16 protein-coding genes are annotated in these 20984 nt (G+C 65.7%); 13 read left to right on the forward strand and 3 right to left on the reverse strand.

All coding sequences use genetic code 11. The features are described 5' to 3' along the window. Nucleotides 1-43: 43 nt before the first annotated feature. Together ASG07_RS04230 and ASG07_RS04235 are read right to left on the reverse strand one after the other, a co-directional pair. Entirely contained in the window at nt 44-1387 is a 1344-nt protein-coding gene (locus tag ASG07_RS04230) for an HlyD family type I secretion periplasmic adaptor subunit (protein ID WP_055842537.1), read from the reverse strand. Nucleotides 1388-1393: 6 nt separating this feature from the next. Then, nucleotides 1394-3058 carry an ATP-binding cassette domain-containing protein gene (locus tag ASG07_RS04235; RefSeq protein ID WP_236694535.1) on the reverse strand — a complete coding sequence of 555 codons (1665 nt, stop codon included), beginning with the start codon at nt 3056-3058 and terminating at the stop codon, nt 1394-1396. A gap of 329 nt (nt 3059-3387) precedes the next feature. On the opposite strand from ASG07_RS04235, the gene ASG07_RS04240 reads away from it, so the two are divergent. From ASG07_RS04240 to ASG07_RS04280, 9 genes are all read left to right on the forward strand, one after another. Next, nucleotides 3388-4275 carry a SurA N-terminal domain-containing protein gene (locus ASG07_RS04240; RefSeq protein WP_082474465.1) on the forward strand — a complete coding sequence of 296 codons (888 nt, stop codon included), beginning with the start codon at nt 3388-3390 and terminating at the stop codon, nt 4273-4275. 92 nt (nt 4276-4367) lie between these two features. Beyond that, nucleotides 4368-5591, forward strand: coding sequence for an outer membrane beta-barrel protein (locus tag ASG07_RS04245; protein ID WP_055842544.1), 1224 nt, complete (start codon nt 4368-4370; stop codon nt 5589-5591). 30 nt (nt 5592-5621) lie between these two features. After that, the gene (locus ASG07_RS04250) at nt 5622-6473 is read left to right on the forward strand and encodes an SLBB domain-containing protein (RefSeq protein ID WP_055842548.1); all 852 of its coding nucleotides are present in this window, start codon (nt 5622-5624) and stop codon (nt 6471-6473) included. A gap of 45 nt (nt 6474-6518) precedes the next feature. Then, entirely contained in the window at nt 6519-7847 is a 1329-nt protein-coding gene (locus tag ASG07_RS04255) for a Wzz/FepE/Etk N-terminal domain-containing protein (RefSeq protein WP_055842551.1), read from the forward strand. After that, nucleotides 7844-8548 (forward strand): CpsD/CapB family tyrosine-protein kinase, encoded by a 705-nt coding sequence (locus ASG07_RS04260; RefSeq protein ID WP_055842554.1) that lies wholly within the window; start codon nt 7844-7846, stop codon nt 8546-8548. The genes ASG07_RS04255 and ASG07_RS04260 overlap by 4 nt, the downstream gene beginning before the upstream one ends. A gap of 34 nt (nt 8549-8582) precedes the next feature. Then, on the forward strand, nt 8583-9473 hold the full coding sequence (gene xrtV, locus ASG07_RS04265; protein WP_236694536.1) for an exosortase V: 891 nt from the start codon (nt 8583-8585) through the stop codon (nt 9471-9473). Further along, complete coding sequence (epsI, locus tag ASG07_RS04270; RefSeq protein WP_082474467.1) at nt 9470-10177, forward strand: exosortase-associated protein EpsI, V-type; 708 nt, start codon at nt 9470-9472, stop codon at nt 10175-10177. The genes xrtV and epsI overlap by 4 nt, the downstream gene beginning before the upstream one ends. 94 nt (nt 10178-10271) lie before the next feature. Next, nucleotides 10272-10958: a methyltransferase domain-containing protein gene (locus ASG07_RS04275; RefSeq protein WP_168377301.1), complete on the forward strand. Its 687-nt coding sequence runs from the start codon at nt 10272-10274 to the stop codon at nt 10956-10958. A gap of 379 nt (nt 10959-11337) precedes the next feature. Beyond that, nucleotides 11338-13401 (forward strand): right-handed parallel beta-helix repeat-containing protein, encoded by a 2064-nt coding sequence (locus ASG07_RS04280; RefSeq protein ID WP_055842560.1) that lies wholly within the window; start codon nt 11338-11340, stop codon nt 13399-13401. Nucleotides 13402-13497: 96 nt separating this feature from the next. Here ASG07_RS04280 and ASG07_RS04285 read toward each other — a convergent pair whose 3' ends face one another. After that, nucleotides 13498-15249 (reverse strand): type I secretion system permease/ATPase, encoded by a 1752-nt coding sequence (locus tag ASG07_RS04285; protein ID WP_201780943.1) that lies wholly within the window; start codon nt 15247-15249, stop codon nt 13498-13500. A 179-nt stretch (nt 15250-15428) separates the two neighbouring features. Between ASG07_RS04285 and ASG07_RS04290 the strand changes: the two genes are divergently transcribed. From ASG07_RS04290 to ASG07_RS04305, 4 genes are all read left to right on the forward strand, one after another. Next, the gene (locus tag ASG07_RS04290) at nt 15429-16886 is read left to right on the forward strand and encodes an oligosaccharide flippase family protein (protein ID WP_055842563.1); all 1458 of its coding nucleotides are present in this window, start codon (nt 15429-15431) and stop codon (nt 16884-16886) included. Further along, nucleotides 16883-18565, forward strand: coding sequence for an O-antigen ligase family protein (locus ASG07_RS04295; RefSeq protein WP_156361718.1), 1683 nt, complete (start codon nt 16883-16885; stop codon nt 18563-18565). Before ASG07_RS04290 ends, ASG07_RS04295 begins: the two co-directional genes overlap by 4 nt. Nucleotides 18566-18683: 118 nt before the next feature. After that, nucleotides 18684-18941: a spike base protein, RCAP_Rcc01079 family gene (locus tag ASG07_RS04300; RefSeq protein WP_055842569.1), complete on the forward strand. Its 258-nt coding sequence runs from the start codon at nt 18684-18686 to the stop codon at nt 18939-18941. Further along, nucleotides 18941-20938 carry a hypothetical protein gene (locus ASG07_RS04305; protein ID WP_055842571.1) on the forward strand — a complete coding sequence of 666 codons (1998 nt, stop codon included), beginning with the start codon at nt 18941-18943 and terminating at the stop codon, nt 20936-20938. The genes ASG07_RS04300 and ASG07_RS04305 overlap by 1 nt, the downstream gene beginning before the upstream one ends. Nucleotides 20939-20984: the final 46 nt, after the last annotated feature.

Genomic DNA, 20984 nt, shown 5'->3' on the forward strand with positions numbered 1-20984 from the left:
GAGGACGGCCGCCGGAATGTCCGTCCGGCGGCCGTCGAAAGGATCAATTCTCGCGGAACGCGCGGCTGAGCTGATCGCGCAACGGTTTGGTGATGTAGGATAGCAGCGAACGGTCGCCGGTCTGGACGAACGCCTCGACCGGCATACCCGGAACGAGCTTCATGCTGCCCAGACGCTGCAACTGACCCGGCGCGATCGCGAGTTCGACCTTGTAATAGGCGCTGCCGGTGCGGTCTTCGGTGGTACGCTCGGCGGCGACGCGACGGAGCGTGCCGTCAAGCTGGGGCGTCGTCTGCTGGTTGAATGCGGTGAAGCGCAGCGTCGCGTGCTGGCCGGTATGGAGCTGATCGATGTCGGCGGGGCTGACTTTCGCGTCGATGACCATCCGGTCGGCGTCGGGGACGATCGAGACGATCGTCTGCGCGGCGGGAACGACGCCGCCGATCGTGCTGTAGCCGAGATCGCTGACCACGCCGTCGCTGGGCGCGCGCAGGATCGAGCGGTCGAACGTGTCGCTAGCGGAGACGTGGCGGACCTGCTGGTCGCCGAGCCGGGTCATCACCTCCGCCAGTTCGGTCGCGGCCTGACTGCGGGCGTCCTGGCTCAACTGGATCGATCCCTGTCGCAGTTCGGCGATATGAGCGCGGATCTGCGCGATCTGCGCGCGGAGGGAGGCTGCGCCGCCGTCGAGTTCGACGGCGGTCCGCTCCAGCTGGTTCATGCGCGCGACGGTCACGAGATTCTTGGCGTAGAGCGCGCGGACGCCCTCCCGCTCGGGTTCGATCAGGGCGGACTGGCGGCGGGAGGCGGTGACCTGCGCCTGCAGCCCGGCGATCTGCTCGTTCGCCTGACGGATGCGTTCCGCGAACTGTGCCTGCTGGCCCGCCCGCGCCTGTTGGCGAAGGCGGAAGAGGCGCGACTCCTCGGTCATCGCCGCCTTCGCATCGGCGGCGGTGCTCGACAGAAGCTCGGCGGGAAAGGCGATCGACGACAGGCCGTCGCGCTCCGCCACCAACCGCGCGCGGGCGGCAAGCAACTGGTCGTAGCTCTGCGCCGAGGTGCTGGCGTTGACGCCGGCGACGGTCGTATCGAGGCGCATCAGCGGCTGGCCGCGCTTCACCCGGTCGCCGTCATGGACGAACACCTGGGCGATGACGCCGCCTGTGGGGTGGGCGATCTTCTTGATCTTGGAGGCGACGGAGACTTCGCCGAACCCCATCACCGCGCCGGTGATCGGTACGAAGGCGGCCGCCCCGACGAGGCCCGCGGCGAGCACGCCGACCGCGACCATTCCGAAGCGGACGGTGCGGCCGACATCGGCCTGCGGGTCGTCGAGCAGCGACAATTCGCGTTCGGCGACGAAGGGAACGGGATATTGATAGGACACGGGCGGTTACTCCTTCACCGTGGCGAGTTCCGGGGTTTGTTGACGCTGGCGGCCGGCGGCGCGTGCTTCCGCCAGACGACGCCGGACCTCGTCCTTGGGGCCGAAATCCTGCATGCGGCCGGCACGGAGCAGCAGCAGCAGATTGGCCTCCTCGATCATCGCGGCGGCATGACCGACTGCGACGACGATGCCGCCCCGCTTGGCGACGGCGCGCATGGCGCTGGCCAGCGCGGCGTGGCTTTCGGCATCGGCGTGCGCGGCGGGATCGTCGAGGACGACGAGGAACGGATCGCCGTGCAACGCGCGAGCCAGTGCGATGCGCTGACGCTCGCCGGCGGACAGGTCGCCGTCGAACGGGCCGACGATCGTGTCATAGCCACGGGGCAGCCGGACGATCATGTCGTGGATACCCGCGGCGCGCGCGGCGGCGAGGACGGCAGCCGGATCGGCGGCGGGATCGAACGCGGCGATGTTCTGCGCGACGGTACCTTCGTACAGCTCGGCCGATTGCGGGAGATAGCCGACGTGGCGGGCGAGCGCGGCCGGCTCCCATTGGTCGAGAGTGCCCCCGTCGAGGCGGATCTTGCCCACGGTGGGCGTCCAGCCGCCGACCAGTGCGCGCAGCAGCGCCGACTTGCCCGCCGCCATCGGCCCGGCGACGACGACGATATCGCCGGCCGATAGGTCGAAGCCGATATCGCGCAGGATCACGCGGCGGGTATCGGCCACCACGAGGGACAGGGAGTCGATGGTCAGCGACAGGGACGGCGCCGGCAGCGCGAGGCGCTGGTTGGGGGAGGGCAGGGCGGAGAGCAGCGCATCGACCCGGTTCCACGCGGCCCGCGCGCCGGCCAGCGCATCGACACGGGCGATCGCCTCTCCAAGGGTGGAGAGCGACCGGTGGGTCATGAAGGCGGCGGCGACGATCGCGCCGACGCTGGCCGCGTCGCCGGTCGCCATCACGCTGCCGACCGCGACCGCCGCAACCCAGGCGAGCAGCGTCAGCATGCCGGCGTTCGTCACGCGGTGGGCCGCGGCGAGGTCGCGCCGTTGCGCCAGCGTCGCGTTGCGCTGTCCGGCGCGGCGGCGCGCGGCGGCGGCATGGTCGTGCATCCCGAGCGCGCGCAGCAACACGGGATCGCCGACATCGAGCAGGGTCTCCGCCGCGGCGTCGTTGCGGGCGGCCAGCGCGGACCGCGCGGCGGCGGCGGCGCGGACGAGCAGCGCGATCATGATCCCGGCCGCGGCCAGCCACGTCAGCGTCAGCCACACGCCCAGGCATAGCAGCACGGGAAGCGCGATCAGCATCATCGCCGTGTCGGCGAACGCCGTAGCGCCGCGTCCGGCGACGAAACCGCGCACCGTCTCCAGATCGGTCAGGGCCGCGATCGTGCGGCGCGCGGTGCGGGGATCGCCGGCATGCGTGATCCCGCGCGCCAGCGGCTCCTCCGCCCGCATGAACAACGTCGCCCCCAGACGGGCGAGCAACCGCGTACGCAGCCGGGCCATGACGACGGCGACGCCGGTCGCACCCGCCATCATCGCGACCATGCCCGCGATCGTCGCGGTGCTGCGGCTTGCCAGGGCGACGTCCAGCAGCATCATCAGATAGAGCGCCGCGGCGACCGTGAGCAGCGCCAGGCCGACGGTCAGGATGCCGATCACCACCATCGTCCGGCGGGATCGGTTCAGCATCGTCCGCAGGGGAGAGCCGGAAGCGGAGGTCGAGGTCATCGGCGGACTCGCGAGGGGGAGTGCATTGCCGAACGCTGTAGGTGGCCGTGCTTAAGAAGCTGATAACCAGCGATTACATTTCGATGCGCGGTCAATGGCGGCGGCATCCGGGCTGGCCATGTCCCCCCATGATACAGGGGTCAGGGAAACGTGGCTCCCGCGCCACGGCATGGGCGACAAAGAGCGTTAATCGCGGTGGCCGGCTTCTCTTAGGGAACCATCTGCGCTAGTCGCGACGATCGTAGTTGGGGTGGAGGAATTAAGGCATGCGTTCTGCTGGGTTGATCGCTGTGGCCGGCATGGCCGCGTTGCTCTCCGGGTGCGGCAGCGGGGGCGGTGGAACGCCGACCGGTCAGGTCGTTGCGACGGTCGACGGGCAGGAGATCACCGCCAACGAGTTGCGCATGGAACTGGGTGGCGCGAAGGCTCCGAATCCGGAAGCTCAGAAGGAACTGGAGCGCCGGGCGTTGCAGTCGATCGTCAACCGCAAGCTGCTGGCGAAGGCGGCGACCGACCAGAAGCTGGATCAGGCCCCCGAATTCGCGATGCAGAAGGCGAAGGCCGACGAGCTGGTCGCGATCTCCGCACTGGAGCGCAAGCTGGCCGCCGCGGTGCCGCAGCCCAGCAAGCAGGAAGCGGAGCGTTACGTCTCCGACCATCCGGACAGCTTCGCCCAGCGCAAGCTGTTCGTCGTCGATCAGGTCGTGGCACCGGGCGTGCCGCCGGCCGTGCTGCAGGAGATGCAGCCGCTCAAGACGCTCGATCAGGTCGAGCAGCTGCTGACCCAGCGCGGGGTTCCACATCAGCGTGCGGTCGGTGCGATCGACGGCGCGACGAGCGATCCGGAAATGGTGAAGAAGATCGCGGCGCTGCCGGCGGGCGAGGTCTTCGTGGTGCCGAACCAGGGCGGCGTGCTCATCAATCAGGTCCGCGAGGCGCGCACCGACCCGTTCACCGGTGACCGTGCCGTTGCCGTCGCACAGCAGATGCTGCGCCAGCGCAAGACGTCCGAGGCGGTCCGGAACCAGATGCAGCAGATCGCGACGCAGGGCGCATCGACGGTGAAGTACAACGCCGATTATGGCCCGCCGGCCGATGCCCCGGGCAATGCGGGCGCGCCCAAGGGCGGGACGGCCCCGGCCGCCGCCAAGTAAGGACGATGGTGCGGATCCGGCAGCGGACCCGCACCACACCGTGTCGCCAAAAGGGCGGGGCGACGCGACAATTTAGAGCCGGGGGCGGGCAGATGAACACGACGGGCCGTACGATGATCGCGTTGAGCGCCATGATGGGCGCCACGTCGGCCTATGCGCAGACCGCTGCGCCGGAGCGGCATCTTACCGCAGGCGTTCGCGCGACCGCGACCTATGATTCGAATATCTCGCGTACCAGCGACGAGCTGCGCGTTCGCCGCGGCCTGACCAAGGAGGACATGCGGTATACGCCGTCGCTGACGATCGACGCGCTGTTGCCGCTCGGCCGCCAGTCCCTGTCGTTGATCGGTGCGGTCGGTTACGATTTCTACCAGAACAACACGCGCCTCAACAGCGAGCGGGTCAATCTGGACGGTGCGGCCGGCTTCCAGGTGTCGCAATGCAGCGGAGCCTTCACCGCAAACTATGCGCGGCGGCAGAGCGACCTCGGCGACCTGTTCTTCATCACCGATCCCGTCGGGACCATATCCTCGCGGGTTCGCAATCAGGAAGACATCAAATCCATCGGCGTGAGCGCCGCGTGCGGTGGTGCGATCGGGATCAAGCCGACCGCGTCGATCCAGCAGACATGGGTCGACAACAGTGCCGGCATCCGCCGTATTTCCGACTACTCCTCGACGTCGGCTCAGGCCGGGTTGTCCTATTCGCGCCCGACATTCGGTCTGCTGACGCTGTTCGGAAGCTATTCGACGACATCTTTTCCCAACCGGTCTTCCATCGTCGGTTTGCCGGACAGCGACGGGTTCAAAAGCAAGGGTGGCGGTATCCGCTTCGAGCGTGCGATCGGCTCCAGGCTCTCGGGGCTGGTCGAGGTCAGCTACACATCGACGGATTCGCAGCGGAGCGTCAATGATTTCTCCGGCATAACCTATCGGGGACAGATCACGCAGAGGATCGGCACCAGCCTGCTGTGGACGTTCGACGTCTCGCGCGCGGTTCAGCCGTCCAATCGGGTCGACGCGAATTATTCGGTCGAGGAGCTGTATTCCTTCAATGCGGACTACGCACTGTCCGAGCGGGCCGGCATCAACCTGAACCTGTATTCGCGCGATCGTAACTACCGCGGCGGTTTTCTCGTGCTGGGTCCATCGCTTGTTAATGACCAGACCCGTAGCGTCACGGTCGGCGGTCGCTATCGCCTGTTGAGAAGGATCAATCTGACCCTGGCGGGAACGCGGGAATCGCGGCAGGCCAACGGGACGATCTTCGATTACAAGAGCACGCGGGTCGTTACGGGGATCTCGACGACCTTCTGATATCATTCCATAAGAGGAACAGGGCGTTCGATGTTGACGCAATTCTGGAACACGATGGCCGGATCAGCCGGTACCGCAGCGATCCTCGCCTTGTCGGTCCCCGCCGTGGCGATGGCGCAGACGGTGCCGGCATCCCCGCCGCCTGCCGCGGCGACCGCACCCGCGGCCGCTTCGGTCGGCGACACCGGCTACATTCTGGGCACGGGCGACGTCATCGAAGTCACCGTCGTCGGTCGTGAGGATTACAAGGCCCGGGTGAGGGTCCAGACCGACGGTACGGTCGCCCTGCCGCTGATCGGTTCGTTGACCGCCACGGGCAAGACGACGCTGCAATTGTCCGCCGAGATCGTGAAGGCGCTGAAGGCCGGAGGCTATTACGAAAAGCCCGTCATCAGCGTCGAAATCGCCTCCTATTCCAGCCGCTACGTCACGGTGCTCGGCGAGGTCGGAAGTCCCGGTCTGGTGCCGATCGACCGCGCGTATCGCGTGTCCGAGATCCTGGCTCGCGTCGGGGGCGCCAAGCCCAGCGCCGCCGACAATCTGACGTTGCGCCGGGTTACCGGCGAGGAACTTCAACTGCCGATCGTCGCGTTGGCGACGGGCGGCGAGAAGGAGGACCCCTATGTCAATCCGGGCGACAAGCTGTTCCTGGCATCGGCGGAAACCTTCTATATCTATGGTCAGGTCGCGGCGCCCGGCGTGTACAAGGTCGATACCGACATGAGCCTGCGCAAGGCGCTGGCCCGGGGCGGCGGACTGACGCCGTCGGGTTCCGAGAAGCGCGTCAAGGTGTTCCGCGACGGGCAGGAAATGAAGAAGGTCGATCTCAACGCGGCGGTCACTCCCGGTGACGTCGTGGTCGTCGGCGAGCGTCTGTTCTAAAAGCTACCACCCACAGGTGGCGTCGAGGCATCGGAGTTTCGGTTCATGAGTTTCCTGCAATTCTGTCGCATCCTGTGGGCGCGGCGCTGGATCGTGATCGCGGCGACCGCGGGGTGTTTCCTCGCCGCGCTGCTGACGATCCAGCTGCTGCCGACGCGTTACGAAGCGAAGTCGCGCGTCATGCTGGAACTGCTGAAGCCCGACCCGGTGACCGGTCAGGTGATCGCGAGCAATTTCGCGCGGACCTATATGTCGACGCAGGCCGAACTGATCCGCGACGATCGCGTGACCGGTGCGGTGGTGGACAGTCTGGGCTGGACCAACTCGCCGCAGCTTCTGGCCAGCTACAACGCGGCGGTGCCGGACCGGAGCATGGATTTCCGTCGCTGGCTGGGCCAGATCATCTCGGCCAACACGAAGGTCACGCCGGTCGAGGGCAGCAACATCCTCGAGATCACCTATACCGGCAATGACCCGCAAAGCGCCGCTGCCGTCGCCGACGCGGTTCGCGCGGCCTATGTCGACCAGAGCGTGGCGTTCAAGCGCGAGTCTGCGGGCGGTACGGCGAACTGGTTCGATACCCAGCTGGTCAAACTGCGTGGACAGCTGACCGCCGCCGAAGCGCGGAAAACGGCGTTCGAGAAAGCGAACAACGTCGTCATTCAGGACGATAACACCGATACCGAGAGCAATCGCCTGAAGGCGCTGGCGACATCGGCGACGGCCGGGCCGCTTGTCACGCCTGCCGCCGCGCTGCCGCCGTCGCCCAACGCAGCGGCGCTGGCGCAGCTCGATGCGCGGATCGTGTCGGAATCGCAGGCGCTCGGTCCCAATCATCCGACGATCCAGGACATGAAGCGTCAGCGCACGGCACTGGCCCAGACGGTGGCCCAGGAGCGCACGGCCGCGCCGACGATCAACACCGGACCATCGATCGCCGGCCAGGTGGCGGCGCAGACGAACAAGGTCATTTCCCAGCGTAACAAGGTCGAGGAGGCGCGGCGTCTGGGTGCCGACGTCGCCGTGGTTCGCGACCAGTATGTCAAAACGGCCGCGCGTGCCGCCGATCTTCGTCAGCAGGCGGAATCGAACGATTCGGGTCTGACGCTGCTCGGCAGCGCGGTGACGCCGGAGAGGCCGAGCTTTCCCAACGTGCCGCTGATCCTGATCGGATCGTTCCTGTTCGGTCTTGCTCTGGGTGTCCTGTCGGCGGTCATCACCGAAATGCTGAGCCGCCGCGTTCGCGGTGTCGAGGATCTGGCGTCGACCGGTGCTCCGGTGATCGTCGTGGTCGGTGCCCAGGTCGACACCACCAGGGCATCCCGACCTTCGCTTATGCAGCGCCTCCGCCTTCGTGGTCCGGAGGTCGCATGAGCACCGTCGTCACCAACGACAAGTCGGCCGCCGCATCCGTCAGGACGGATCAGGGCGACGTGACGTTCACGATCAGCGACGATGTCGTCGTCTTGAGCGATCCCGGTAGCGAGCACGCCGAGTCGGTCGGCGTTCTGCGCACCCACATCATGGCGCAGCATCTGGCGGAAGGCCGGCGATCGCTGGCGCTATGCAGCCCGACGCCGGACGTCGGTTGCACCTCATTGGCGGTTAACCTCGCCGTGGCGCTCTCCGAGGGCGGACTGAAGACGCTGTTGATCGATGCGGACCTGCGCCGTCCCGAAGTGCACACGCTGATCCGGCCGTCCCGCGAGGTGCCGGGACTGGCGCAATGTCTTGCCAGCGAGACGGTGAAGTTCGGCGACGCGATCCAGTTCGATGTGCTGCCCGGCCTTTCCGTGATGTTCGCCGGCGGACGATCCGATCGGCCGCAGGACCTGCTGTCGTCGCCACGCTTCAACGCGTTGGTCGAGACGTGCATGCGGGAATTCGACGTGACGATCGTCGACACGCCGCCATCGAACGCGTCGGCCGATGCGCGGCGGATCGCGACGGTGGTCGGGTATTCGCTGATCGTGGTCGGGCAGAACAAGTCGTTCGTGTCCGACGTGAAAGTCCTGTCGGAGGAATTGACGGCCGACCATTCGGTCATCATCGGCTCCGTGCTGACCCTGGCCTGACCGGTTGCGTCGACACAAGGCAGGACATCAGGACTTGGCGACTTCCGCATTTCCGCTCTCCCGCGATCGATATCGTCGTTGGCTGGATCACTGGCCGCTGATCCTCGGATTTGCGGTGATGGCGGTCCCGACGATCGTGACGCTGGGGCAGCAGGTCTGGACGCTGGAGATCGGAGCGCACGGCCCGATCGTACTGGCCACCGGGATCTGGTTGCTGGCGACGCAGCGGCAGGATGTCGGTGCGATCAGCCGACCCGGACCGCCGTGGCAGATCGCGGCGATCATGGTGCCGGCCTTGCTCCTGTACGTCTTCGGCCGCGCCTTCGACTTCATCAGTCTGGAGACACTGGCGGTATACGCCGCCTTGCTGGCGGCGGCGCTGTCGCTGGTGGGCTGGCGTGCGATGGCCGCGAACTGGTTCCCTTTATTCTACCTCGCTTTCCTGATCCCGCCGCCCGGTTGGCTGATCGACAAGATCACATCGCCATTGCGGATGTTCATTTCCTACACGGTCACGAACGCGTTGCACGCGCTGGGTTATCCGATCTCCCGTGAGGGGGTGACGATGACGGTCGCGCAATATCAGCTGCTGGTCGAGGATGCGTGCTCGGGCATGAATTCGATCATCGGCCTGACAGCGATCACGCTGTTATACATCTACCTCATGCACCGTGCATCGTGGCGCTATGCGCTTCTTCTGGTCGCGTTCATCCTGCCGATCGCGATCGTCGTGAACATGGTTCGCGTGACGGTCCTGGTACTGCTGACCTATTATTACGGGGACGCTGTCGCACAGGGATTCCTGCATGTGACGGCGGGCATGATGTTGTTCGTGCTCGCGCTGCTGCTGGTATTCGCGCTGGATGCGGGACTTCAGAGGATCGTGGTCCGGCGACGGACGGCACGGGCGGAGTCGGTGGCATGAGGCGGCGGGACGTGATGTTCGGCCTTGGCTGCGTGGCTGCGCTGGCGGGGGCCGAAACGCTGCGGCCGAGACGGCTGCTGTCGCTGGCGGGTGGGCGCAAGATCACCACGATGGTTCCGACCGCATTCGGCACCTGGGCTGCGGAGGGTGGCGGGGATATCGTCCTGCCCAAGGTGCCGGGGAGCCTGGCGGATACGTTGTATAACGAAACCGTCGCGCGGACGTACCGCAACACCGACGGCGGCGCGCCGATCATGCTGCTGATCGCGCACGGGGATTCGCAGAGCGATCTGTTGCAGCTACACCGACCGGAAGTGTGCTACCGGGCGGTCGGCTTCGCGATTACGGAACACCGTTTCGATCCGGTGACGCTGGGATCGGGGATCACGATCCCCAGTGTCGAATTGACCGCCACGGCCGGTGGACGAACCGAAGACATGTTATACTGGACGCGGCTGGGCGAGTATCTGCCGATCACTGCCGGCGAGCAACGGCGCGATCGGCTGGCAGCGGCCATGGACGGGTACGTCGCGGACGGTGTTCTGGTACGTGCGTCCATGGTGCGGGAAGGCGAGAACGCCGACTGGGCGCGACTGAACACCTTCATCGTCGATATGATGAAGGCGACGCCGTCCAACGGTCGCATCGCGCTGGTCGGTACCGAACGGGCGAAAGCCCTGAACCGGCTGGCGCGGGTCGCTTGATCCGGACGCAGGGAACGTGGTTTGATGGCGATACCGACACGCCGCCATCGGGAAGTCACCAACGATGAGTTCTATGGATAAGCCCCGGAGTTCCATGGCGAAGCCCGATCTTCTGGAACGTGGGCAAACGGACCCGCGCAAGGCTAGCGAGCACAATGTCGACGTCAATCGCTTCCGCGTGGCGCGCTTCGCGCGTTTTGCCGAGCTTCTGGAACTGGTGGACGTCGCAGACCGGCCGATCCGGATACTGGATGTCGGCGGCACCGTGCCCTACTGGCAAGGACTGAAACCCCTCTGGGCCAAGTACCGGCTGGAAATCACGATCCTCAATTATGGCGCGGAAGACGGCCAGCATGGCGAGTTCCGCATCGTGGGCGGGGACGCCCGGGACGTTGCCTTCGACGACATGGCCTTCGACATCGTTCACTCCAATAGCGTGATCGAGCATGTCGGCGCATGGCGCGATATCGAGGCGATGGCCGCCGAGGTGCGCCGGCTCGCCCCGCATTATTATGTTCAGACGCCAAACTACTGGTTTCCGCTGGAACCCCATTTCAGGGCGCCGTTTTTCCAGTATCTTCCGAAATGGCTACGGGCGAGATTGCTGATGTCGTTCAAGCTTGGTTTCCGCGAGCGCGTCCGGAACTACGACGACGCGCTGCACGATGTCGGATCGGTCTACCTGCTGGGTCGTCGACAGATGAAGCGTCTGTTTCCGGATGCCCGGATCGAGAGCGAGCGTTTTTACGGACTGGCGAAGTCGCTCATCGCGATCCGGTGAGCGTCGACGGCGGCTGCCGTCGACGACCCTGTCAAAGGCATTACGGCGCGAGGCGCGGTCGCGGATCGACCGCTTCGGCGAATCGTCAGCCGTACAGCACGCCCCCGTCTATCGGGGCCGTGCACGCCGATCATCTGGTGGCGACCCACGAAACCTTACCGCGCCAGTAAGATTCGGTACCGGCAATGTTACTTTCCGGTTCAATGTTTCAGGCTCGAAACCCACCGGATTTCGCCAATTCTCCCCGTGAATCAAGGTGACTCGCGGTTTAACCGAAGCCGGCAGCGAGGGTGAAAGGTTTCAATGGCTAACAGGAGTGCAAGGAAGGCGGCGACCCCCCGTTCGACTTTCCGCATCGGCCCCCCTGGAGTTTAGTTTCATGGCTGTCAGCGTTAACAGTGCATTCTCGAAGTTCGACCCGGCATTCGGCAACGACGCGACCCTCATGGAATCGAGCTACATGGTCAAGGACACGGCCGGCTTGCTGAACGTGCTGAAGACGGCGAAGTCGGGCGACACCGTGTATCTGCAGCAGGGCACCTATTCGGGGGTCAACCTGAGCAACATGCAGATCGCCGGCAACGTCACCATCACATCGCTGAACGCTGCCAAGCCGGCCGTGCTGACGGATCTGAAGATCAACAACAGCAAGGGCCTGACGATTTCGGGTCTCGAACTGGATGCAGGCATCAAGAACGTCGATATGCCGTTTCAGGTGCTGAATTCGAGCAACGTCGTCCTCGACAAGCTGTTCGTGCACGGGGTGCTGGACAACGATGCGTCCGACGACGTCCGTGGTATGCTGGTGCGGAACAGTTCCAACGTCACCGTCTCGAACTCGCGGTTCGAGCAGCTTACCGATGCGCTGTGCCACATCGACAGCAACGGCGTGACGTTCTCGGGCAACAGTTTCACCGGTCTTCGCGACAACGGGATCGCCGGCGGCGGAACGTCGAACCTGACGATCAAGAACAACGTGTTCACGAATTTCGATCACACCGGGGACATCCATCCCGATGCGATTCAGGTCTGGACGACCAATACCAAGGCATCGGCCAGCAACATCACCATTTCCGGCAACACCTTCGACCGGGGAACGGGCAGCGTGGTGCAGGGCATCTGGGTGCGCGACGAGGTCGGCAACCTGCCGTTCCAGAACGTGACGATCAGCGGCAACACGATCGTCGGCGCGGCCTATAACGGGATCGGCGTCATGGGCGCCAACAACCTCACGGTCAGCCAGAACACCGTGATCGGCCGCGACGACCAGGGAAGCTGGATCCGCGTGCAGAATGCGACCGGCGCGGTCGTGACGGAGAACGTCGCCAGCGACTTTTCATACGTCAACGCCGAGGTGACCAAGTCCGCGAACGTGCTGACGGGCATCGCGTCGTCGGCAACGGCATCGGCACTGTCCGCGTGGCTGAAGCTGAACGACCGGTCACCCGATCTGGCGAACAAGTACGAGGCGCAGATCCTGGGCCGTGTCGCTCTGATGGGGTATGTGGACGATCCGCTTCCCGGCGGCCGGCCCGACCACGGCTACACCTTCACCGCCGTTCAGGTGAACGGCACGGCGGGTGCAGACAATCTGCGCGCGGGGGTCGTCGGCGATTACACCCTGAACGGCGGCGCGGGCAACGACACGATGACCGGCGGCGCGCGCGGCACAACCACGATGAGCGGCGGTGTCGGCGACGACACCTACGTCGTCAAGAGTGCGCGGGACATCGTCGTGGAGTCGGCGAACGAGGGCACCGACACCGTCGCCACCCACGTCAACTATACGATGAGCGCCAACGTCGAAAACGTCCGGTTGATGGCTGGAGGCCTGACGGTGCATGGCAACGAACTTGCGAACATCATGTCGGGATCGGCGGGTGACAACGTGATGTATGGCGAGGGTGGCAACGACAACCTGCAAGGCGGGGCCGGAGCCGACACGCTGTATGGCGGTAGCGGCAACGACACGTTGAAGGGCGACGAGGGTAACGACAGGCTGTACGGCGAAGAGGGCAACGACCTGTTGTATGGCGGTGCCGGCAACGACGTTCTGGACGGTGGTGCCGGGACGAACGTCCTCGACGGCGGGGCCGGCGCGGACAAGCTGTACGGGGGTAGCGGGCAGGATACGTTCGTATACCGCACGGCCGACTTCAGGGCTGGTGCCAACCAGTCGATGGACGATATCTTCAATTTTTCGTCCGCGCAGAAGGACAAGATCCATCTGGGCGGTGTCGATGCCAATTCCCGCACCGCGGCCGACGAAGGGTTCAAATTCATCGGCACCGATGCGTTCCACCGCGTCGCGGGAGAGCTCCGGTACGAGAAGGTCGGTGGCGACAGCTATATCATGGGCGACACCAACGGCGACGGCGTCGCGGACATCAAGATCCACGTCGTGGGCGTGACCTCGCTGAGCGCCGCCGACTTCGTCCTCTGATCCACGGTTCAGTACCGCGTACCGAGTAAAGCGTACCAGTAGGGCGTAAGGGGCCGCCGTCCGGATATCGGGCGGCGGCTCTCGTCGTCGTGCCGGTCAGGCGGCGGTATCGACGTCCAGTCCGGGCGTGGACTGGCCGATGCGGTCGGGCATACGGAGCGGGCGGCGGCGGTCGGGCACGATCGCTTCCTTCGGTCCGAAGGCCCGGACTTCGCCGTCCTGCATCAGCAGAACCTTGTGGACGGCATCGAGGATCGAGGCGCGGTGGGCGACCAGCACCACGATCGCGCCGCGCGCCGTGGCGGCGCGAACGGCATCCGCCAACGCTTTTTCGCCAGCCTCGTCGAGGTTGGAGTTCGGTTCGTCCAGCACGATCAGGAACGGATCGCCGTACAGCGCCCGTGCGAGTGCGATCCGCTGTCGCTGCCCTGCGGAGAGGGCGCTGCCGTCCTGACCCACCGCGCTATTGTACCCGTCCGGCAGTTGCAGGACGAGCTGGTGGACGCCGGCCAGCGTGGCGGCGGTGACGATGGCTTCGGACGATGCTTCCGGTTCGAAGCGGGAGATGTTGGCGGCGACGGTCCCTCCGAGCAATTCGACGTTCTGCGGCAGATAGCCGATGGTGCTGCCCAGATCGTCGGCCGACCATTGATCCAGCGTCGCGCCGTCCAGGCGGATAGCCCCTGTGGCCGGCTGCGTCACGCCGACCAGGGCTCGGACCAGGGTCGACTTGCCGCATCCGCTGGGGCCGAGGACCGCGATCGCCTCGCCGGCTTCGGCGCGGAAGGACACGTCGCGAACGGTCATGCGGTCGGTGCCGGGCGGGCATACCGACAGACCCTCGACCGACAGCGATGCGACGGGCGCGGGCAGGGTGTGATGCGGGGCCTCTCGCGGGAGGGCGTTCATCAAGGCCTTCAACCGCCGCCAGCTTCCCCGTGCCGCGATGAAGCCGCGCCAGTTGGCGATCGCCATCTCCACCGGCGCGAGCGCGCGCGACGAGAGGATCGAGCTGGCGAAGATCACGCCACCGCTGGCGCGGCCGTCCATCACCAGCAGCGCGCCGACCGTCAGCACGGTCGATTGAAGGAGCAGGCGGACGACCTTGCTGATCCCGCCCAGCGTGCCGGCGACGCTGGCGAGCCGATCATTGGCGGTCAGGTGCTGGCGGCTGATCTGCGCGAAGCCCTCACCGACGCGCCCCTCCATGCCGAGCGCGCGGAGGACCTCGGCATGGCGACGCGATCCCTCGGCGGCCAGGTGGCGCTGCGACGCGGTGGCGGTGACGCGCTCCATCGGCGCGGCGGACAGCCGGTCCGTGAGGAAGGTCAGCGTGACGAGGACGAGACCGCCCGCCATCACCGTCGCGCCGATCAGCGGGTGGAGGATGAACAGCACCGCGATGAAGAAGAACATCCACGGCAGGTCGATGATCGCGGTCGGCCCGCCGCCGGACAGGAACCCGCGGACCGTGTCGAGATCGCGCATGGGCTGCAACGCATCGCCGCCGCGCGTGCGCGCGATCTCGCCGATCAGGCGGTGGACGCGGCGGGACAGGCCGATGTCGACGCTTTTGGAGACGTTGAGCAGCAACCGGGACCGGATGTGATCGAGCAGCGCCTGGAACACATAGACCGCGGTCACCATTGCGAACAGGCCGAGCAGCGTCGGGATGCTGCGACCCGGCAGCACCATGTCGTACACCAGCATCATGTAGATCGACCCGCCGAGCAGCAGCACGTTCAGCACCGCGCTGAGCAGCGCGATGCCGACAAAGGCGGCACGGGACTGGCTGAGGATCGAAGCCAGATCGGAACGGGGCGAGGCGGGGGGGAAGAACAGGCGCACGATCGATACATCCGTCGCTAGAGAGCGACCGGACCATGGATCGGACAAGGTTAAGGGCGTGTTATGGTTACTGATCCGTGCGTCGCACCACACTTGTGCCGCGAAGGTCGGCATCTATAGGCACGATCCGTTAAGGGCGCAGTAGCTACGGATGCTCTAAGCGGAATCGAGGCTGGACGGTGACGGACGACGGCCCTGCGCGATCGCGCAAGGGGACCAAAATCTATATGGCGGGTGTCGGCGTTGCGCAGGTGTGTGCGCTGCTTCGCTATACGTTGCTGGCACGATTGCTCGGTCCGGAACAGCTTGGCCTCGCCGTCACGCTCATCCTGACGGCGCAGTTCTTCGACTCGGTCAGCGACAGCGGCAGCGACCGGTTCCTCGTTCAGGACGAACATGGCGATGACCCGCGCGCGCAATCGCTGGTGCAGCTGTTGTCGGTCGCGAGGGGTTTCGCGATCGCCGGTGCGCTGCTGGTTTTTGCAGGGCCGATCGCCTGGTTCTACAACGAACCCGGACTGACGGTCGGCCTGATGTGGCTGGGTCTCGCGCCGCTGATCGGAGGCTTCCTGCATTTCGACGTCCGGCGTTCGCAGCGGCATCACGACTTCCGCCGGGAAGGTGCGTCGATGATGATCGCGGAAGTCGCCAGCCTGGGTGCGATGATCGCAGCGGCATTGTGGACGCAGAGTTACGTCGCCGCCCTGGCAGGATTGACGGTGCGATCGCTGGCGCTGGTTCTGGTGTCGCAGTCGATGGCGGAGCGCCGCTATCGACTGGGCTATTCACGCGAACTCGCGCCTCGTCTCGCGCTGTTCGCGTTGCCGCTCATGCTCAACGGGCTGGTGCTGTTCCTGTCGGGGCAGGGCGACAGGCTTCTGGTCGGCAGTCAGCTCGGCATCGTCGAGCTGGGCAGATATTCGGCGGTCATGCTGCTCATCTACTTCCCCAGCGCGACGCTGATGAAATATCTCCATACGATGCAGATGCCGATCATCGTCCGCGCGAGGGCGTCTCGCGCGACGCTGGAGGAGGCGATCGACACGATGGCGGGCGAGGCGCTGCTGGTGTCGCTCGCCATGTTGGCGGGTTTCGCCATCATCGCGCCGGTCGCCGCACCCTTTCTGTTCGGTGCACGCTTCGCGCAACCCCCCGTCATCATCGCATTGATCGGCGTGCTGCAAGTCGCCCGCTTCATCCGCATCTGGCCCACGACATCCGCCCTCGCTCTCGGCAACAGCCGGGTCGTCCTGGCCGGCAATCTGATACGCATGATGACCTATCCCGCCGCGTTCGCGGGTTTGTGGACGATCGGCGGTCTCGAGGGCCTGACGCTGGGGATTGCGGTCGCCGAGCTTGCCGGTATCGCCATCATCGTGGCGATGACGAACAAAGCGCTGGGCATGCGGACAGGCGTCGACGCGGGGCGCGTTCTGATGCTGGTTCTGGCAAGTGTCGCGGTGACGGGCTCCGCCTGGATGATGCAGCGATATCCGGGCATGGCCGCATGGAGCAGTTGTGCGCTGACCGCGATGGTGTTCGGCGTTCTGGCGTGGCGTGAGCGGAAGGTCGTCTTTCGACTTTACGAGACGGTCGCGATGTGGCGGATGGCGTCCGCGAAGGGGGCAGGCAGATGAGCAGTTTGGCGCGGCGCGTGCCGTTGGACCGGTTGTCGGATCTGGTCGCCACCATCAGGCGACGGTGGGCCGGCGACGGCGATCGTCCCGCTCCGGCGATCGGACGCTATGTCCATGCGTCCTGGTTTCGCCGTCATCGCATACTCTGCTTCGTGGCGCTGACGCTCTTCTCGATCCTCTATGGCTTTTCGTTCGCCATTCTGGGGCGTTATCTCCTGGTGCAGCTGACGGCACCCTTGCTGGTGCTTGGCTGCATCGTCCTGTGGGTGCTGCCGGACGCCGGCGCGGCGCCCGTGCGCGCCTTGGGTGCGAGCCTGATGGCGTTCATGTTCGCGCTGCTCTGCTGGCCGGATTACATCGCGTTCGCGGTGCCAGGGCTGCCCTGGGTCACGGCGACCCGCCTGTTCGGAGTGCCGATGGTGCTCATCATGCTCTATTGCATGGCGACATCGTCGGCGTTCCGCGACAGGATCTGGGATATCATCAACGTCGCTCCGGAAATCTGGAAGCTCTTCGTCGCCTTCAACGTCCTTGCCGCGCTGTCGATCGCGCTGTCCGACAACATCCCGGCATCGATCAACAAGTTCGTGATCGCCCAGGTATCCTGGACGACGGTATTCTTCGCGGCTTGCTACATCTTCACGGAACCGGGCCGCATCAAGCGGATGGCGGCGTATCTGTGGGGCATCACGATCTATTGCTGTCTCATCGGCCTGTACGAAATCCGCTATGAGAAACTGCCATGGGCCGGTCGGATTCCGTCGTTCCTGAAGATCGAAGACGAGCAGGTTCTGCGCGTGCTCGCGGGCCTGTCGCGCGCGGCGAGCGGCGTCTACCGCGTCCAGAGCAAATTCGGCATCAGCCTGTCGTTGGGGGAGTTTTTCGGCCTCGCATTGCCGTTTATCCTGCATCTGATCGTCAACACGAAGACGATGTGGGTCCGCCTGCTGGGTGTTGTCACGCTGGCGATGGTGTTCGTCGTCACGCTCCGCACCGATTCGCGGCTGGCATTCATCGGGTTCATCGTCGCGCTACTGCTCTATGCCCTGTACTGGTCGTTCACGTACTGGCGGACGAACCGGCAGAGCATTTTCGCCGCCGCGCTCATGCTTGCCTATCCTGCCGGGCTGGTTGCCTTCATCACGCTGGCGTTCGCCTGGCGGCGGCTGGAGCGTTTGATCCTTGGCGGCGGCGCGCAACAGGCGAGCACGGATAGTCGTAAAGACCAATATGCGATGGGCTGGCGTATCCTCAAGCACAATCCTATCGGACACGGGATCGGGGAAGCGGCGACGACGCTGGGCTACCGCGTTCAGGACGGTACCCTGACGATCGACACCTATTACCTCGCCGTCGCCCTGGAATATGGTGTGCTGGGTTTCGTCATCTATTATGCCATGTTCCTGTTCGGTATCGCGCGGGCGGCAAGTCTTGGTATGAAAACCAAGGATCCGGAGATCGTCTTCATCGTCCCGACCTGTATCGCGCTGGTCAACTTCTTCATCAGCAAATCGGTCTTCAGCCAGCAGGAAAATCACCCTCTGGCATTCCTGTTACTGGGGATCGTGGTGGCGCTGTCCTGGCGACAGCGGATAATGCTGCAGGAGGTCGGCGCGGTGCCGCCGCCACGCGCGACAGTGGTGGGCGCGACCTACCGCGCCATGCCGCGCATCGTCTAGAATGCTGGAACGTCAGCCGACCTGCGTGTCGGCGGACGTTCCAACTTTCGGAACATGGCACTTGCGTTGTTGGAAGCGGGTTGAGAGAACAAAAGGGCAACAAAGATGGAGATCATCAATGCCCGATCCGTTCGCGAGTTTCGTCAACAATCCCTCCGCGCCGGCCGTGCGGTTCGTGCCGGTGGTCAAGGCGGAGGCCGATCTGCCCGGCGGCACCTGCAAGGCGTTGCTCGTCGGGTCGGCGGGCACGGCCAATCTCGTCGATGCGGACGGAGGTATCCGCGCAGCGGTGCCGTTGCAGCAGGGCTATAATCCGCTGCGCTGCGTCCGGGTGGCGACCGGTGGCACCGCCACCGATATCTGGGCGCTGTATTAATGTTCGGCCTCGGTCTCGGCCTGGCCGATGCGGCGGCCGTCCTGCGCCGGGGCGCGGATGGCGGTACGGTGCAGGCGCCGCTGGCGGTCGCCCGGCCTCCGTTCGCCATCGCGCAGCCCTGGAACCTGTGGGGCGACAGCACGACCTTCGGGGTGGGTGCGCCGGGCGGATCGGACTATCCGCAGCTTCTTCGCACGATGGCGACGACGGGCGGCGGTGCGCCGGCGGGCGTCGCCTGTCATCTGGGTGCGCCGAACGACGGGACGCGGACGGGCGTGTGCAATGGCGGCGTGTCGGCGGAGAACAGCGCCGGCATCGGCGCGCGCGTCGCGACGCTCGCGGGCGGCAGTAACGCTGCGGAAATGCAGCGTCCGCAGATCTTTTCCGGCGGCCTCAACAACTACAATGCGGGCGTTCCCGGCTGGTCGCGCAACTGGCCGGCGCAGGTCCTGTCCGATCTCGGGCTCGCCGCGGCACGGATCGGCGGCGGGCGGGACTGGTTCCACATCCTCGCGCCGTCGGAGGACAATCGCAGCGACGGCATGGTCGAGGGCGCGTCGCACGTCCATCACCGCCGCGCGATGACGGCGGCGCACGACCGTCGCATCCTGAACTTCCAGCGTTACGCGCGCGACCATCCCGATCCTGTCGCGATCTCGGGATATGATATCGTGCAGGCGGGGACGAACGGAGCGATCCCGATATCCCTGCGCGGCACCAGCACCTCGGTCGCGACACCGGCTTATTGCGATGCGCCGCCGATCGTCGTCGCCGGCGTGCCGACGGACCTGCTGCAGGAAGACGGGCAGATCGCGTGGAACAGCACGGCGTTGACCGTTCATCGCAAGCTGGGGGCCAGCGGCGGCGGATCGTGGCAGGCGGTCGACGTCAAGCATTTCTCGGCCGCCGGCAATGCCCTGATGGCGCGGATGGTCGGCGATGCGATGATGGCGAGCGAAGGCACGGGGCCGCCCTTCGCCTCGCCCTGCGAGTTGCTGACGACGGTCGATGTTCCGGTCGGTGCGATTGTCGGACGGCTGCCCCATACCGGGACGGCAACGACGATGGCGCTGACGGTCGATCGTGCGGGCATCGTTCCGCTGACCACTCTGGCGATCGCGGCGGACGGCGCGATCACGCGGACCGGAGCGGGAACGCTGATGCCGGGGATGCAAACCGTCTATGCCTGGACGGGCAATGCCGCCGGCACCCTGCGGACACCGCTCGACCTCTATGTCGATGCGGCGACGGGCGTTCCACCCGCGCGCTTCACGGTCGGCGGCACAGGGATCGCGCTGTACGGGCGGGAGAGCCACGGTTTGCCGAACGGGCAGCAGATCGCCGGCGCGATGCTGGTGCGGGTCGATACGCTGGCGACCGCCCCGTTTCTCGTCAATCTGACCAAGGGACCTGGCGGGCAGACGAGCTTCGCCGTGAAAGTGCTGGTCGATGGACGCCTGTCGTTCGTGGGCAACAACAATTCGGCGACCACGACGCTGGGCGTGAACCTCATCATGGCGACCGGGCAGGGGATCGCGGCGGGCGCGTGGACGTGGATCCTCTTCTCGCTCGATTTCGCGGCAGGGACGGCCAGCATATGGTTCAACGATACCGCCAGAACGCCGGGCGCGTTTCCCGGATCGGGCGCGGCCGGGGGCAGTTTCAACTTTTCCGATACGTCGCCCCTGTTCTACGCCGCACGACCGCCCCAGCAGCTGGACGATGGGCTGAACGTGTTGAAGGGCGGGTTCGGGCCGCTGTTGCTGTTCGCGGGTGCGATCGACTGGAGCATCGCGGCCAACCGTCGGGCCTTGTTCGACACCGGGGGCCTGCCGGTGGCGAGGATGCCTTTCTCCCCGGTGGCGGGTGTCACGCCGCATTTCGACACCAGTGGCGGGATCGGCCGGTTCCTGTGGGGGTGCGCCGACCCGACCAATCCGCAGACGTTGCTGGTGCCGTCGTGGCGGGCACGGTCGTTGCTGGCGGTCGTGGGCTGAACCGCTATGGAGGGTTTCGTAAACTCTCGGGCATAAGAGTGCGCCC

The organism is Sphingomonas sp. Leaf343, from assembly GCF_001423765.1.
GTDB lineage: Bacteria > Pseudomonadota > Alphaproteobacteria > Sphingomonadales > Sphingomonadaceae > Sphingomonas.